This is a genomic window from Massilia sp. DJPM01 (genome assembly GCF_030348125.1).
GTDB classification, from domain to species: Bacteria; Pseudomonadota; Gammaproteobacteria; order Burkholderiales; family Burkholderiaceae_D; genus Telluria_A; species Telluria_A frigida.
In genome coordinates this window covers 49784-64639 of sequence record NZ_JAQOZV010000007.1, presented here as the reverse complement: position 1 = coordinate 64639, position 14856 = coordinate 49784, and the positions used below count along the sequence as shown (strand labels likewise).

Here is a 14856-nt window from a genome sequence, read left to right as displayed (position 1 = left end):
AGGGGCGGTTGCTGCGAGGGCGAACGGCTTGCCCCGCTTACCTGGCTTTGCCGCCCGGCGCTGGCTGGGCCGGCTTGCTAGCCTGGGCTGCGGCCAGCCATTGCGTCGTCGGTTGAAGTGCGGATGTCTTGCGCTCCGGCCCAAACGCCGCCGCCGCCTTGGCCGGTGTCAGCCCCGCAAACAGGGGAAGCCCCGTCCCATCCTCGGATACCAGCATGGGAATAGCCGGTTTGATGGCTTTCACAGCTTGCATAATGCGGAACAGCAAGTAAAAGTCATATTCAGCACTCGCTGCGGTGATCGCGCATGCGCGCGCTGGCGGGACGGACCGGTTCGCCCAGTAGGTCTGCCATGCCTGGCCGGGATTGTCGTCGCATCGTATCCGGGCAACCTTGTCCAGGAAAGGCAAGCCGCCCGCCGAACTGTCCCGCAATGAGCCAGTCGCCAGGTAGAAGGTCGTGTTCATGAGCGGTGCCGCCTTGCGCAGATCCTTTTCCAGCTGATTGCAGGCTGGGCAATCGACAGCCGTAAACATCAGGATCTTGCGGCCTCCGCCATTTCCATACGAGACCTTGATCAGCTTGTCGTACGCGAGATTGGCCATGATCTCGTTACGCAACTCGGCCAGCTGCTCAGGGGTCATCGGGCGCGGTTTTCCGGGTTGCAGCCCGACGGTACTGAGGCCGGTTCCTTTGCCGGTGATGGTTCCCGCCTCATTCGTGAGGCTGACGATTCTCCCGTCGGCGGTGTAGATGCCATACATGCCCTTCACCATGGCCGGCACGGTGACCACGCCCGGCGCGTCCAGGTCCGGCAAGGTCACCCCGGCGCGGCGCAGGTTCGCCTGCAAATTTGCCTTGGCGCTGCTGCTGTCGGCAACTGCGCTGCCCGTTCCCATGACACAGGCCAGGCCCAGTAATGTGGCAATGACGGGGAAGCCTGCACGATTCGCGTTGATTTTCAATTGGAAGCCTTCATAAAAATAGACATGCGAGGCGGCGTGCCGGAATAGCGCCGTGCTCACGCAGGGCGTTGCCGGCAGGCCCGGTACAGCGGCGGGAGTCGCCCGGACCGGACGACCCGCGGCTTCACTCGGCGGCGTCGAGCCAGAAAATGGCGTAGGCCTTGGCCGGCGTTTTCTCGGTCGGCTTTTCAATCTGGACCTGGGCGCAGTCTTCCGCGACCAGGCTGCGCCAGTTGGGAATGCCGGCGTTGGCAAACACCGTGGTGGCCTTCGATGCGAGACTGATATCGAGCGCCAGGCGGGCATTGCGCGCCCCCGTTTTGGCGTAATTCACGCCGCGCAATTCAAAACCGAAGCTGCTCAGCCACGGCTCCCACAGGCCCGATTCCACGCCCTGCACGATGCGGCCGAACATATCATTGAGCGGCAAGCCTTTCTTGATCACGCCGCGCAGCGCTTCGAGCGACGGCGCCGTGCGCGCATCGGTCGACAGCTTGCCCGCGCCGCGTTCCCCGATCGCCTTGATTTCCTTGGAAAAGGCCGCATCGCGCTCGGTGTAATCGCGCATCCGGGTGAAAAATTCGGTACTGATGAACGGATTTTCAGGCCGGCCGACTGCTTCCTCGGGTACGCGTTTTACCGAAGGCTGTTTTTTCGTGGTCATAGATTCAGTGCTTAATGGTCGTAGGTGATAGAGCCGTAGTTTAACCTATCGCTCACTTGCCAAGCAGCGCAAGCGATGCATTCCATTGCCCCAGCCACGGATGCAGGAAATCGTGGCCCTGGAATGCCCGTTTCAGCTGCGATACCGGCACCCGGTACAGGTCGTTCATTCCCAGCGCCAGGGTCACCGGGTTCCACATCGCGTGCTTTTTCGATTTCCTGGCGCTGCCCTTGATGCGCGCGCCTTCATCGCCGAAGATGCCGCCGGCCTCATCGAGCGCCTTGCCGATATCGATCCGCAGCATGCCCGCAAACGCGGCGATCGCTTCATCCTTGCTGATGCCAACACGCGCTTCCTGGGCCGTTTCAAGCACCACCGGCTTCGGTTCCGCATCGCGTTTCAGTTTGGCGACCAGCTTTTCCAGCTCCTTCTTGAGAAAGCGCAGTTCGTGCAGCTCGCGCCGGAAACCCGGCGCCGGCAGCTGCACCACGATCTTGTACGCGTCCTTGGTAATCGTGATCAGCACATCGTCGCTGCCGGCCACCAGGCGCGCGGTATCGCCTTCAAAGAAGATCGGCGCCGCATAACCGCCATTGGCGTCGCCAAACAGGTCGGGATACGTGGCGTCGTAATCGAGCCACACATAAGGCGTGAGCGCATGTTCTATCAGGCGCGCCAGGGTCCAGGGCGAACCGGTTTGCTGTTCCATCCACCCGCAGGCTTGTTCTGTTGTCGCCCGAAACGGCAGTTCGATGATCGTCATTGTTTGTCCACTTACAGGAGTTCGGCGGCCGCGATGCGCGGCCAATACCGCCATCATAGGCGATCGCGGGGCAGGGCAAGCGTTTAGCGTGGGCCGGCCGCGTGAGATAATGGCCGGCATGACGCTCACAATCTCCAGGATTCTCCACGCCGGCTATGTATTCGCATGCGAGGGCACGCTGATCGCTTGCGATCCGGTCTTCGAAAATCCCTTCAGCCGCAACTGCCACGCCTTTCCCGACGTCCGTTTCGAGCATGCGCAAATCCGCGACCTGCGCTTCGACGCCGTCTTCATTTCGCATTTCCATGACGACCACTGCTCGTTCGACAGCCTGGATTTGCTGGACCGCGCCACGCCCATCTATATCTACTGCGTTTTCGACGAATTGTTCGCCATGGTGCGCGAGCTTGGCTTTGTCCACGTTCACCCGCTGCGCATCGACGTGCCGGTGCCGATCGGCGCTTTCTCGGTGACCCCGCGCGAAGCCATGGATGCGGACGTCGACTCGATGTTCCATATCCAGGCCGCGGGCCTGAATGTGCTCAACGTCGTCGATTCGTGGATCGATCCGGCGACCCTGCCGGCATTGGCGCATTTTGCGCCGTGGGACATGGTGCTGTGGCCATTCCAGACCATGCGCGAAATCGAAGTCCTGTCGCCATCGCGCGCCGTGGCCGCGCCGGTGCACCTGCCGCAAGAGTGGTTCGAACAGCTGGCCGCACTCAAGCCGCGCTATGTGGTGCCCAGTTCCTGCCAGTTCGTGCAGGAGCCATGGTCCTGGTATAACCACGCGTTTTTCCCGGTCACGTACCGCCAGTTCGGCGAAGAGATGGGCGCGGCCCTGCCGGACGCGCGCATCGTCAGGATGAATCCATCGGTGTCGTTCGTGCTGGGCCAGCATGCGCTCAGCGCCGCGCCGCCCTTGAGCTGGGTGGTGCCGGTGGGCGAGCAGGATGTCGATTACCAGTATCAGGGGCACGCGCAGGCGCCGCGCACGGCCGATATCGCGCGCCATTTTCCGCCCTTGACGGCGGCGCAGCACGAGCGCGTGATGCGCTACTGCGAAGCGGGCCTGCTGGACAAATACCGCGCCATGGAACTGCCCGAAGAGAGTTTTTTCGCAACGCCGCGCGTGTGGCGTTTATCGGTATTCGACCATGAAGGGCAGGGCCGGCATTTTCATTACCGGATCGAAGGCGACCATATCGCGCCGTTGGCCGGCGTGCCGGATGTCCTGTCGTGGACGACCGAGGTGCCGCTCGCGCGGCTGTATGCGGCGCTGGAACTGGGCGAGGCCCTGACGTCGATGTATCTGCGGATGAATGACGCGGTATTCGACGCGCAGACCGAAGCCGACCTGCTCGACGCCGAACTGGTGGACGATCCCTTGATCCGCTGCCTGTTCAACGATGTATTCGGCGCCTATCAGGCGGCGCAGCTACGCCGCATCCAGGAGCGCGGCTAGCGTCAAGCGGTCTGCATTTCCGCCGCGCCATGCGTCGATTTCAAGGCCGAGCGCACGATCCAGCATTCCGGATAGGACTCGCTGGCAAAGCGCGTATGGCGGGGAAACTGGGCCAGCCGGTCCAGCGCGGCGCCGGGACTGAGCGCGCTTTCCTTGCCGGTCGCCGGGTCCAGGTGCCAGAAACCGCCATTCTGGTGATATATAACCGGCATCGCCGACGCCCTCGGCGCCGCACCGAACGGCGCCAGCGGGAAACCCGGATGCCGCCCCGGCTCCAGGAAATAAAAGCACTCCGCATGCGCACCCTGGTCGATGCGGTGCACGATCACGCCGTGCGGCATGATCGCCGTCACATTCAGTTCCACGATCCCCTTGATGCTGGCCGACAGCTCGATGCGCATGCCCAGCCGCAGCGGCACCGGCTTGTTCTTGCCCGGCCACACGCCGTCGAGCAAGATGCCGTAGCGCGACACATCTTCGATTTCAAAGCCGTTCAGGCCCCGGCGAATCAGCGCGTGGCGCCCCGACAGACGGCGCGTGAGGCCGTCACGGTCCTGGCCATCGTCGCCAAAGTGGGTCAGCAGCACGTCCGCCTCGGGGTCGTACAGTTCAAACCGGCCCAGCACGCACTCCGCCATGGCGAACAGGCGCACCTGGCGCTGCGATCCGGCTTCGGGCGCGGCGTTGACCAGGCAGGCGCAGGCGGTCGGGTGCGGATGCGGATCGGCATCCTCGGGCACGTCGATTTCGATCAGGTCTTCGTCCCAGGCGATGGTCGAAAAGCCCAGGTCGACCTTGCCGGGCTTGGCGTCGAGATTCAGGTTGGCGATCGAGGCGTTGCGTGCGTGCACGTCGATATCGAGGCGTCCGCCGCCAGCCTGGGCGTTGACCCGGGCGATGGAGGCGTCATCGGCCATCACGCGTACGTTTTTGTGGGTCGACAGGAAGGTTTGGTGGATTTCGGTGAGGGTTGCATCGGGGCGCGGTACGAGGATGACCAGCGTGCACACCCACTTATGGCGGATGCGGTTGTCCTGCAGGTTGAACAGCTCGACCTCGATGCGGTACTGCCCGTGTTCCTTGTCGCGCGACGAAAATTCGATGAACAGGGGCCGCCAGTCGCCGCGCAAGGTGCGCACGAAGGAGTGGCGCGCGTTGCCCTGCGGGATCAGCGCCGACTGCAATTGCATGGTCACCAGCGGCGCGCTATCGGGCGGCATGCCGCGCAGCTCGACCTTGATGGCCTGGCGTCCGCCCGCCGCGCGCGGATCGAAACCGGAGATGTGCAGGTGCGGACGCAGCTGCGTCACGGGCGCTTCCTCAGGGTAGGTGAACGGCGCCGCCCCTGGCTTGGCGGTCGGACGCGAGCTGCGCAGGGCGCTGATCAGTTCATAGCTGGAATTCGCGGGCCCCGCCGGGGCCGGTATGGCCGACTGGGCATGGCCGTTCGAACAGGCGTTTTCCCCTGGCATGACCCAGAAGGTGCAATGCGGATGCAGGGGATTGTTGCATTTTTTCATAGCAATACTCGCCGTTCATGAGTGTTAAAGCTTACGCGCTTTTAACGATGCGTGGCACGCCAAACGTCCATGCCATACAACAATATTTGTGTTTTGAAACAGAGTGTTGTCCGGGCATCAAGGCTCGCCTCGGTAAAGTTGTTGGGTCGATATCGGCGCCGCCGTCTCGTCCTTGTACAAGGGCCGCAGCACGATGGCCGTCAGGTTATCGATGTGCAACTCGGGTGGTGGATTGCTGCTCATTTCCGCAAACAGGGCCGCGCTCATGCCATGTGCGCTGTGGTGCCCCTTGAACAGCCGCGGCCAGCGGGCCAGCCACGCGCGCGGGTCGGCGCACGCCCAGAAACCGTCGCTGGCCAGCAAGTACACCGCGCGCGGATCGAGTTCCAGTGCGCGCCGGTCCGGCAAGTGGTACAGATACGAGGGCAGGTTGCGCGGCGACAGTTCATACAAGTCATCGGCCAGCTCGGCCGGATTGGCGAATGCATTGCCTAAAATGAAAGCTTGCGAAATCTGCGAACGGTGTTCGCCATGCACCTGCTGCTGCCATTCGTGCTCGCCCAGCAAGCCGGCCATCGCAAACGCGGTCGCGGGAACATGGTCGACCGTCATCGGCGTGACCTGCGCATCGATCATTTCATACAGGCGCGAATCGCCCACGTGGTACAGCAGCGCCGGCTTGCCGGGGCGCAGTTCCAGCATGGTGAGGGTGGTGCCGGGCCGCTTGCCGGTGCTCGGATCGCAGCCGAAATGGTGCTGCAATTGCCCGTGCAGCAAGTCGAGCCGGGCCGACAGCTCGCCCAGCGTACGGCACGCGGGAAGCTCCAGCAAGCCGGCCACGACCGCCTCGGCCGCCTCGCGTCCGCGCCCATGGCCGCCCATGCCGTCGAGCACTGCCACGCGCATGTGGCCGGCGGGCCAGTGGGCCACCTGCTGGCGCTGCCCGGCTTGCTCGCGCAGGAACACGGCGCTGCCGGTGCTGTCGATCACCAGGTAATTATCCTGGTTCTCCAGGTGCGGCGGCGCGTTGGCGCCCGCACTGGAGTGCACCGACACGTCGAGATAGGGGCCAAAATCCAGGCTGGGGGCGGCTGTGGTCATCGGGCTGGGCGCAGTGTTTGGCAATCCTGACAGCTTATCGGTAAACTTGCCGCACCAAAACGACGATCAGATGGCGGTTTCCCGCTTTCCTGTCGCGAGCGCGATGGCGTTGACGATTACGCAAGCGCCGGCCATGGCCAGCGCGGCCTGCACGCCGACCCGGTCCGCAAGCGCGCCCCAGACCATGCTGCCGGCGGTGTAGCCGCCCGCCATCACGAACAGGTAGATCGACAGGGTGCGCGCGCGTATGCTGGCCGGAAAAGCCAGCTGCGCCGCCGCGTTCAGGGTCGAGACCGTCGCCGACCATGCCATGCCGGCCGCGACAATGAGCGGCACCAGCAAGGCCAGCGAGCGGATGAATGGCAGCAGGCACAGCATGGCGCCGTAGACCAGCAGCGAGCCGCTCAGCAAGCGCGTCTTGCCGACCCGCGTGCGCAGCGACGGCAGCAGGAAGGCGCCGCACACGGCCCCCGCGCCCAGGCTGCCCATCAGGGTGCCGAACACGCCCGAATCCATGTGCAGCACCTGGCGCACGAACACCGGCAGCAGGGCGGCGAACGCAATCGTCGCGAAAAACACCGTGCAGACATTGAGCAGGATGCGCCGGTAGCGCCCGCAGCCGAGGGCGGTGCTCAGGCCGAGTTTGAGGCTGCTTGCAAAATCGACCTTGGCGCGCGGCTCGGGCACGCCGTCGCGCCACCACGACCAGTACACCGCCAGCAATCCGATAAACGACAGCGCATTGACCAGGAACAGCGCGCCGGCGCCGACCCAGTTGAACAGCAGCCCGCCCAGCGCCGGTCCGAGGATGGCCGCCACGTTGTAGCTGAGATTGTTGAGGGTGGCGGCCGCTTCGACCTCGTCCGGTTCGACCAGGCCCGACATCGACGCTTGCCAGGCCGGCCACATGAAAGCCGCGCCCGAGCCCATGCAGAACGTCAACGCCAGCACCGGCGCGGCCGAGACCCGGCCGCTGATGGCCAGCGCCGCCATGGCGCAGGCGCACAGGGCCATGAACAGATTACAGAAGAACAAAAACTTGGGGCGGTCCACCGCATCGGCAATCACGCCGGCGAACAGCGCAAACAGAAAGATGGGAATGTAGCTGGCGGTCTGCACCAGGCTCGTCGTCGACGCCGAGCTTGCCACACAGGCGATCAGCCAGGCCGAGGCGAAGGTCTGGGTCCAGGTACCGAGGTTCGATATCAGGTTGGCGCTCCACAGATGGCGGAAGCGCGCGTGGCGCAGCGGCTTGGACAAGGGCACCCTGGCGCACAGCGAGGGCGCCGGAAGCGGAACGGACAGGCTCGGTTTAGACATGATCGTTCCAGTCTACGGTGCGCTCGTGCCGGGCGTCAACATCCGGGCGCAAATGGCCTGCACAATCGCGGCCGAACGTGCACAATGGTGCTCTGCCAACCTGACCAAACCGACAATGCATATACGTCTTATCGAGCCCAGCGACATCCCGGCCGTCGTCGCGATGTTTCGCGCGCTGGCCACCGAGTTCATCGTGCACGAATCGCCGCCGGAAGTGGTCGCCACTTTCCTGCGCGAGAATGACGAGCAGGGTTTCCAGGGCTTTCTGGCCAAGGGCTATGTGTACCATGTGGCCGAGATCGACGGCGAACTGGCCGGCTTCATCGCCGTACGCGAGTGCAAGCATCTGTATCACATGTTCGTGGCCAAGAAGTTCCACGGACGCGGCGTCGCGCGCGCCATGTGGAACGTGGCCCGGGGCGCGGCGGTCGCGGGCGGCGGCGACGGCAGCTTTACCGTCAATTCCTCCAATTACGCGCTGCCGGTCTACCATTCCATGGGGTTCGAGCGCAGCGCGCCCATGCAGAGCGTCAACGGCCTGTATTTCAACCCGATGAAGCTGTCCGCCTGAGCACCTTCAGCGGCGCGCTTCCTCGGCGCGCCGCAGCCACAGGCTGCTTGACCAGCCGCGCACCTCCTTGCCCTCGATGCGCGCGCTGACCTGCCACCAGTCGCCGTCGCGCAGGCCGGTCGTGGTCACCACGGTTCCCGCCGGCGCCACGGCGATGCGCCGCGCGCCGATGCCTTTGTCGGCGCGCAGGTTCAAATCGTCGAACACGGTGTAGCTGACGCCCGCGTACGAAGGCGGCGCGGCGGCCAGCGCCGGCTGCATTGGTGGCTGCGGCGGCAGCAGCGATAGCAGCAGGGCGCCCAGCGCCCAGGTGCCGGCCACCAGGATGCTTGCCGCGCGCAGGTTCGGCCGGCGCCACCAGCGCGCCGGCGTCAGCCACGCCGCCAGCACCAGGGTGGCGACCAGGCCCGCCGCATAGGCGCCCATGGCCAGGTAAGGTGCGCTTGGCATGGTGCTCTCCTTAGGCGTCGAAACGCAGCACGTAATGGCCCGCCACCAGGTGATGACCGGATGGCAGCATGTAAGGCTTGTCGGCGCTCGCCTCGCCGATGCTGGCCACGAACGCCAGCTTGTCGTCGAGGTGGTACAGCGCCTGGGTCGCGCTCAGGCGCCCGATCCGGTAGCCGCCTGGCCCCGCCTCGAAGCTGAACGCGCTGCGCGACAGGCCGATGCGGTCGGCGCTGGCGCTGTCCATCCCGCCGGCCAGGCGCAGGAAGCGCGCCGAATCGAGCACGCGCAGCGCCGCCAGCATCGGCGCATCGCGCCCGAACGCAAAGCGCGCGCCGCTGGCCACGGGGGCCGAAACCGGATGCGGCAGGCGTAGCAGGGCGCGGTAGCGCTCCGCCATGGCGGGAGCGACCGCCAGCAGCTCCACCGCGCGCGCGTCGACCGGCGTGAAGATGGCGGGCGCCTCGATCGGCTGGCGTCCGGCGCCGGTCACCGCGAACAGCTGGTCGGCCGCGTCGACGGCGAAGCCGAGTGCCACCTCCTCGCCATCGGCGGCCAGCAGCAGCGAGGGCGCAAGGCCGATCTCCATCGACACGGCGCCGGTCTCGTGGTAGCGGCTCAGGCAAGGCAGCGCGAGGCCGGCCAGGCTGACGCGCTGCTGCGCGAGCGGGGCGTAGGTGGCGTCGCTCCCGACTGGCGCGGCGGCGGGACGGTGGCTGAACGGCACGGCGGTGTCGCCGCTGTCGGGAGCGAGCGGCGCGCGTGCCTTCCAGACCGCCGCCGGCTTGGCGCAGGGCGCGGGGATGGGGGCCGCACCGGCGCGCCGCACGCGCATCAGCAGGCGCGTGCCGGCGTCGCCTTTGGCGCTCACGATGTAATGGCCGCTCAGTGGATCGAGCGCGCAGTCGAATGCGCCCTTGGGCCGCACCTGCACCTCGATCGGGGCGTCGGGACCATCGTTAATGAGCAAAATGGCACCTTCCGTGCCGAACGGCCAGGCCGGCACCGCGTGGCTGGCCAGGTCGGCATCGTGGCCGATCAGGGCCAGGCGCTGCTGCGGGTAGATCGGACACACCGCCTGCCAGATGGCGCTGTCGCGCGAGCTTTCCACTGTATACAAAGGCTGCTCGCCGGCGGCCGGCAGGTACACCGCGTGGCCGAACTTGACCTCGACCTGGCCCGGTTCCAGCGCATCGGTGCCGATCACGTCGTAGCGCACATCGTCGCTGCCGAGCAGGTCGCCGAAGTCTTTCTGGTGCAGGGCCGTGAGCGACTGCGCCAGGTCGCGCACGCGCGCGCCGCGTGTGAGGTGGCGGTCGTCGTCGACCTCATCCTGCGCCAGCATCAGGGTGATATGCGAAAAACAGCGCGTGGGCGCGCGCCCGCGGTGTTCGCGCGGGGAGCGTTCGAGCAGGTCGCGCAGCAGCGGGCGGCGCGAGAACAGCGCCAGGCCTGGCGCCTGCCACAGGGTTTCGGCGTTGAACACATCGTTCACCTTGCCCAGGACTTCATGTTGGACGTAGACCGGCATGCTTGATTCTCCTCGAATGATTGCGCACTGATTGCACTGAACGCTAGCAGGGGGCAGATGAAAAACAGCAGATGGCTGCCGCCGGCCGACAGAAAACTCATGGGCTGGCCCATGATCGGGAAGATCGCCAGGTTGGTCCCCCACGACAGCAGGAAGTGGCCCAGCACGAAGGCGGCCCCGCCGCACAGGGCGAAGCAGCGGAAGCGCCACAGCCAGGCCTGGCGGAAGTCGCGCGTGCGCTCGCTGGCGCCGAAGGCGCGCGCCGCCGTCTGCAGCAGGCCGACCAGGAACAGCGCCTGCAAGGCCCACAGCGCCAGTGCGCCCAGCAGGCCGTGGCGGTTCAGGAAGAAGGAGGGCGCAAAATCATCCTGCACCGCCGGAATATGCAGCGCGCTGCCCCCAAGCTGGCCCATGGCCCCCAGTCCCAGCACATTGTCGGCGCCCCACCAGGCGCCTTCGGCGATGGCGCGCGCCGCCAGCAGCAACTGCTGGCCGGTATGCGGATGCTGGGCCGGGTCGAGCCATACCAGAAAGCGGTCGGCGTAAAAGCCCCATTGCGCCACTTCCGCCACGCCGGCGCTGCGCAGCCAGGCGATGCCGCCGGCGGCCAGGCACGCCAGGCCTAACAAGGCGGCGGTCGCGGCGTGGGTGCGGGTGGCCAGCGCCCAGGCCAGCGCCATCGCCATGCACCACACCAGCAGCAGGATCAAGGGCGAATAATCGTCGACCTGGACCAGCGCCAGCCCGAGCAGCGCGGCGAACAGCAGGACCGGGGCCGCCAGCCGCAGCCAGCGCCGCGCGGGACTCGATTGTTGCGGCATGTCCGCATGCCAGCCAAGGCCGATGGCGAGGCAGTGGGCGGTGAGCGCGGTCAATGCCAGCTTGGCAAATTCGACCGGCTGCAAGTCGAACACGCCGGTTTCGTCGCCGAAGACGACCTGCATCAGCAATGCCGCCAGTGCCGCCAGCGCAAACAGGGCGAGCACCCATTCGAGGCTGGTCTGCGGCAGCGCCGGGGCGCCACGGCACACCCGCAGGCGCAGGTGCGCGCCGATGCCAAGGCCGATCGCCAGCAGCGCCACCGATTTCTGGAAGTGGCGCAGCGCGGCCGATTCGGCGCCGCCGAAGCCCAGTTCCAGCTGCGCCAGCAAGCCCACCGCCAGCAGCAGCACGCCCGCCGCCGTGGCCAAGGTCAGGCGCGCCGGCACCAGCAGGCAGCCCCACAGCGCGCTCCACGCCAGCAGCATCGACCAGCCCACGCCCGGTGCGCTGCCCGAACGCTGGAACAGCAGCGCGGCCACGCCGGCAATGGCCAGCAGCACGCTGGCGCCGGCTGCCGCGCGCACTGCGTGCGCCGTATTGCGTGTAAATGGCCAGGCGCCGCGCTGCCAGTGCACGGCCGCCGCGGCGGCCAGCAAGATGCACAGGCCCAGCGCAAGCGACCATGGCCGCCCGCCGGGCAGCGTCCACAGGCCGCGCTTTTTCCACTGCCACGCCACCTGGGCCGGCAGCAGCGCTTGCGCTTGCGCGTACAGCGCCACGTGGCGTTGCGGCAGCAGGTACAGCACGCTGTCGTCGATGTGCACGCCGAACCGGGTGCGCCCGGCCACCAGCGTCTGCACGCCGGCCAGTGCTTCGGCGCTGCGCGCCAGGTCGACCGAACCGGCGGCGGACGAGATCATGAGCGGTGCGTGTTCGGCCGCGCCGGAAAGCAGCAGGCCGTCGCGGGCGCGCGCGATGGTGGCGCTGGCGCCGTCCACATAGGCGATGCCGAGCCGGTTGCCGCAATACAGATTGCCGCCGAAAGTGAGCGGGCGCGCCGCCGTCAGCGCGTGCGGCATGGCGCGGTTCCACAGCGCGACGGCGCGCGCGGCGAGGCCGGCGTCCGGGCACGCTGGCTGGGCGCTGTCGTTGCGGTACAGGGTGGCGCCGTCGTAGCGCCATGCGGCGCCGGGGCCGCCGAACGCGACTTGCCTTGCACTGGCAGCGGCGACATCGAAGCGCGCGGCGCCGATGCGCAGCGACTGGCCGGCGCGCAGGGCGTTTGACCCCATGCGGCGCTCGCGGCCATCGCGCTGCAGCAGCACCTGCTTGCCGGCGCTGACGTTGCTGGCCCACCAGCTGCCGTCAGGGGCGCGGCGCAGTGCCAGATGGGCGCTGTCGGCCTGGGGCGCGGCCAGTTCGGCGTTGCCGACGGTGAGCGATTCGCCCGGCCGCAGCGCCACCGAGATGCGCTCGGGCGACCATGCCGGCGGCGCGCGCCACAGGCACACCAGTTGCAGCAGGCACAGGACCGCGAGCAGGGCGGCGGTCAGGATGAAGCCGGGCGAACGATCCGCAAGCCGAAATCGCATCATGGCTGGATGCTCGCGGGCAGGGCGGCGCGGATGGCGCCGATCATGCGGCTGATTTGCATGGCGTGGCGCGGGCGCCGCGCGCGCTCGGCGCCGAGCAGGGCGCGCAGCAGGAGCAGTGCCTCGTGCGCGCCGCCGGTGCTGGTTTCGGTCGCCGGGTTCCACGTGCAGGCGTCAGCCCGGCGTCCGAAGGCGCGCGCGAAATGGGCGGCTTCATCGTCGTGCAGGGTGGGAGGAGGGCGGTTTCCGTGGCGCGCCAGCAGCATGGCGGCGCCCTCGGTGCGGTGTTCGCGGTAAGCCTGGCCGCAATCGCTGCAAAAGCGCAGCGGCAGGCCGCCCGTGACCAGGTAGTAAAACAGGGCGCCGAGGGCGAAGTAATCGGTGCGCGTGTCGGTATGGTAGCCGCCGGCGGCGTCCGGGAAGAACTGTTCCGGCGCCTGCCAGCTGGCCGTGCCGGCATAGGCGCTGGCCCGGCCGTCGGCCAGCAGGCGGCTGGTGCCGAAATCGGCAAGCTTGACGTTGCCGTGACGGCGTGAAAGCAGTACATTGGCCGGCTTCAAATCGAGATACGACCAGCCGTACTGGTGAACCTTGGCCAGCGCCTGGTTGATTTGCGCTAGCCAGTCGAGCAACTGGCCGGCGGCGAGCGGGCGGCCGGCATCGCGTTCAATGGCGATATGGCGGCCAAGGTCGGTGTCGAGCAGTTCGAGTGCCATGACGGGCAAGCCATCGTGTTCGCCGCTGTCGAGCAGGCGCACGACGTGGCGCTCGTCCCACGGGGCGAGCGAGCGCAGGAAGGCGATTTCGTTGCGCGCGCTGGTGATCCAGCGCTCCTGCTGCAGGGGATGGGCGCGCGCCATCTGGTCGCGGTTGACCAGCTTGAGGGCCACCTCGCCGCGCGGCCCCAGCGCGCGCCAGACTACGCCGTAGGCGGAGCCGCCCAGCTGGCCGCACAGGCGGTACTGCCCCGCACCAAGCGCGATGATTGCGTCCGCTGTTTCCATGCTTCCCCCTCGGTTGCCGGCACCTGCCGTCAGCAAGCCATAGCCGGGGGGGCGGGAAAGGGGGAGGCAGGACGAAAAAAAGGCACGAGACACGCGTGCCCGGGTAAAACTGGGGGCCAGGGCTTTGTCTGGCCGAACTCCATGTCGCTGACACAACAAGCGATCGTGCCGCTGGCCCTGCGTTTCCGGCATTCGGCGCAAGGGGGCGGTGCAACGCTACGTCGATTGCTTCGGCCTGGTCCCGCAGTTTGGTGCTGACGCCAATATGATGATCCTGTGGTCGGACGACTTTGCGAGCAGCGTCGGCCGCGCTGCGCGCCGATGGTTTGGGCAGGCGCCCAAACGCTGGGTCAAGGGATTGTAGATGGCGTGCCCCGAAGCGGGCGAGGGCGCCCGCGAAAACGGCTGACCAGCCGGCGTGGGGAGGGGGCACGGCATGCGCTGATCTCGGGGGGGGGGGGCGATCCGGGACGCAAGAGTGGAACAGCGGAAGGCAGGACCAAAAAAAATGGCACGAGAAACTCGTGCCCGGGCAAAACTGGGAGACTACCTGGTATTAACGGCCGTATCCGTATCCGTGACCGTAGCCCTGACCGTAGCCGTGACCATGGCCGTGACCATGGCCGTAGCCGTGATGATATCTGCGGCCACGCTCGACATACACGACCGCCGCAGTGCCGTAGTAGCGCGGAGGCGGCGCGTAATAGACCGGAGCTGGCTGGTAGTAGCTGCGCGATTCGACATACACCGGAGCCGGTTCGCGGTAGCGGCGCTCGTAGCGGGGCTCTTCGTAGCGGGGCTCGTAGCGGGGCTCTTCGTAGCGGGTTTCATAACGCGTGTCGTAACGGTTGTCGGAGTACGCGCGGTTGTCGCGGTCGCGGGTGTGGATCGAATTGCCGACCACCGCGCCGATGACGCCACCGACCAAGGCGCCGTTGCGCGATCCGGTGCTGTTGCCGATCGCTGCGCCGGCGACGGCGCCGATCGCCGTATTGACGCCGCGGTCGCTAGCCATTGCGGTGGAGGAGATGGCCGCTGCGGCCAGAATCACCGCACCAACAAATTTTGTGTTCAACATAGCGTTTCCTTTGGCCTCAACCGAGATCGGGATGATCACGCAAGCGCTGGGGCATGACGCCACTATAGTCGTAC

The 14856-nt window shown here is 66.7% G+C and carries 13 protein-coding genes; 2 read left to right on the top strand and 11 right to left on the bottom strand.

Annotated elements, in window-relative coordinates:
* Positions 1 to 37 precede the first annotated feature (37 nt).
* The 3 genes from PO883_RS07000 to PO883_RS06990 all read right to left on the bottom strand — a co-directional run bounded on the left by PO883_RS07000 (position 38) and on the right by PO883_RS06990 (position 2391).
* The gene (locus PO883_RS07000; protein ID WP_289309105.1) at positions 38 to 1024 is read right to left on the bottom strand and encodes a hypothetical protein; all 987 of its coding nucleotides are present in this window, start codon (positions 1022 to 1024) and stop codon (positions 38 to 40) included.
* A gap of 64 nt (positions 1025 to 1088) precedes the next feature.
* Positions 1089 to 1628: a hypothetical protein gene (locus PO883_RS06995; protein WP_289309104.1), complete on the bottom strand. Its 540-nt coding sequence runs from the start codon at positions 1626 to 1628 to the stop codon at positions 1089 to 1091.
* A 52-nt stretch (positions 1629 to 1680) separates the two neighbouring features.
* Entirely contained in the window at positions 1681 to 2391 is a 711-nt protein-coding gene (locus PO883_RS06990) for a hypothetical protein (RefSeq protein ID WP_289309103.1), read from the bottom strand.
* Between the two features lie 118 nt (positions 2392 to 2509).
* On the opposite strand from PO883_RS06990, the gene PO883_RS06985 reads away from it, so the two are divergent.
* Complete coding sequence (locus PO883_RS06985; protein WP_289309102.1) at positions 2510 to 3856, top strand: MBL fold metallo-hydrolase; 1347 nt, start codon at positions 2510 to 2512, stop codon at positions 3854 to 3856.
* A gap of 2 nt (positions 3857 to 3858) precedes the next feature.
* Here PO883_RS06985 and PO883_RS06980 read toward each other — a convergent pair whose 3' ends face one another.
* The 3 genes from PO883_RS06980 to PO883_RS06970 all read right to left on the bottom strand — a co-directional run bounded on the left by PO883_RS06980 (position 3859) and on the right by PO883_RS06970 (position 7797).
* Positions 3859 to 5376, bottom strand: a complete 1518-nt coding sequence (locus tag PO883_RS06980; RefSeq protein WP_289309101.1) for an FHA domain-containing protein — start codon at positions 5374 to 5376, stop codon at positions 3859 to 3861.
* 117 nt (positions 5377 to 5493) lie between these two features.
* Positions 5494 to 6477 (bottom strand): PP2C family serine/threonine-protein phosphatase, encoded by a 984-nt coding sequence (locus PO883_RS06975; protein WP_289309100.1) that lies wholly within the window; start codon positions 6475 to 6477, stop codon positions 5494 to 5496.
* A gap of 66 nt (positions 6478 to 6543) precedes the next feature.
* Positions 6544 to 7797: an MFS transporter gene (locus PO883_RS06970; protein ID WP_289309099.1), complete on the bottom strand. Its 1254-nt coding sequence runs from the start codon at positions 7795 to 7797 to the stop codon at positions 6544 to 6546.
* A gap of 115 nt (positions 7798 to 7912) precedes the next feature.
* Here PO883_RS06970 and PO883_RS06965 point away from each other — a divergent pair, with 115 nt between their 5' ends.
* On the top strand, positions 7913 to 8368 hold the full coding sequence (locus PO883_RS06965; RefSeq protein ID WP_289309098.1) for a GNAT family N-acetyltransferase: 456 nt from the start codon (positions 7913 to 7915) through the stop codon (positions 8366 to 8368).
* Positions 8369 to 8374: 6 nt separating this feature from the next.
* Here PO883_RS06965 and PO883_RS06960 read toward each other — a convergent pair whose 3' ends face one another.
* The 5 genes from PO883_RS06960 to PO883_RS06940 form a co-directional block, all read right to left on the bottom strand.
* Complete coding sequence (locus PO883_RS06960; RefSeq protein ID WP_289309097.1) at positions 8375 to 8818, bottom strand: SH3 domain-containing protein; 444 nt, start codon at positions 8816 to 8818, stop codon at positions 8375 to 8377.
* 10 nt (positions 8819 to 8828) lie between these two features.
* Positions 8829 to 10346, bottom strand: coding sequence for a hypothetical protein (locus tag PO883_RS06955; RefSeq protein ID WP_289309096.1), 1518 nt, complete (start codon positions 10344 to 10346; stop codon positions 8829 to 8831).
* Positions 10307 to 12703, bottom strand: a complete 2397-nt coding sequence (locus tag PO883_RS06950; RefSeq protein WP_289309095.1) for an FtsW/RodA/SpoVE family cell cycle protein — start codon at positions 12701 to 12703, stop codon at positions 10307 to 10309. Before PO883_RS06950 ends, PO883_RS06955 begins: the two co-directional genes overlap by 40 nt.
* Positions 12700 to 13704 carry a serine/threonine-protein kinase gene (locus PO883_RS06945; protein ID WP_289309094.1) on the bottom strand — a complete coding sequence of 335 codons (1005 nt, stop codon included), beginning with the start codon at positions 13702 to 13704 and terminating at the stop codon, positions 12700 to 12702. The genes PO883_RS06950 and PO883_RS06945 overlap by 4 nt, the downstream gene beginning before the upstream one ends.
* A 556-nt stretch (positions 13705 to 14260) precedes the next feature.
* Positions 14261 to 14782, bottom strand: a complete 522-nt coding sequence (locus PO883_RS06940) for a YMGG-like glycine zipper-containing protein (protein ID WP_289309093.1) — start codon at positions 14780 to 14782, stop codon at positions 14261 to 14263.
* Between the last annotated feature and the right edge of the window lie 74 nt (positions 14783 to 14856).

Bases quoted from the DNA above. Each gene is read 5' to 3' on its own strand.
- PO883_RS06985 (WP_289309102.1), top strand. From the start codon at position 2,510: ATGACGCTCACAATCTCCAGGATTCTCCACGCCGGCTATGTATTCGCA.
- PO883_RS06965 (WP_289309098.1), top strand. From the start codon at position 7,913: ATGCATATACGTCTTATCGAGCCCAGCGACATCCCGGCCGTCGTCGCG.
- PO883_RS06995 (WP_289309104.1), bottom strand. From the start codon at position 1,628: ATGACCACGAAAAAACAGCCTTCGGTAAAACGCGTACCCGAGGAAGCA.
- PO883_RS06945 (WP_289309094.1), bottom strand. From the start codon at position 13,704: ATGGAAACAGCGGACGCAATCATCGCGCTTGGTGCGGGGCAGTACCGC.
- PO883_RS06990 (WP_289309103.1), bottom strand. From the start codon at position 2,391: ATGACGATCATCGAACTGCCGTTTCGGGCGACAACAGAACAAGCCTGC.
- PO883_RS06955 (WP_289309096.1), bottom strand. From the start codon at position 10,346: ATGCCGGTCTACGTCCAACATGAAGTCCTGGGCAAGGTGAACGATGTG.
- PO883_RS06950 (WP_289309095.1), bottom strand. From the start codon at position 12,703: ATGATGCGATTTCGGCTTGCGGATCGTTCGCCCGGCTTCATCCTGACC.
- PO883_RS06940 (WP_289309093.1), bottom strand. From the start codon at position 14,782: ATGTTGAACACAAAATTTGTTGGTGCGGTGATTCTGGCCGCAGCGGCC.
- PO883_RS06975 (WP_289309100.1), bottom strand. From the start codon at position 6,477: ATGACCACAGCCGCCCCCAGCCTGGATTTTGGCCCCTATCTCGACGTG.
- PO883_RS06970 (WP_289309099.1), bottom strand. From the start codon at position 7,797: ATGTCTAAACCGAGCCTGTCCGTTCCGCTTCCGGCGCCCTCGCTGTGC.
- PO883_RS06960 (WP_289309097.1), bottom strand. From the start codon at position 8,818: ATGCCAAGCGCACCTTACCTGGCCATGGGCGCCTATGCGGCGGGCCTG.
- PO883_RS06980 (WP_289309101.1), bottom strand. From the start codon at position 5,376: ATGAAAAAATGCAACAATCCCCTGCATCCGCATTGCACCTTCTGGGTC.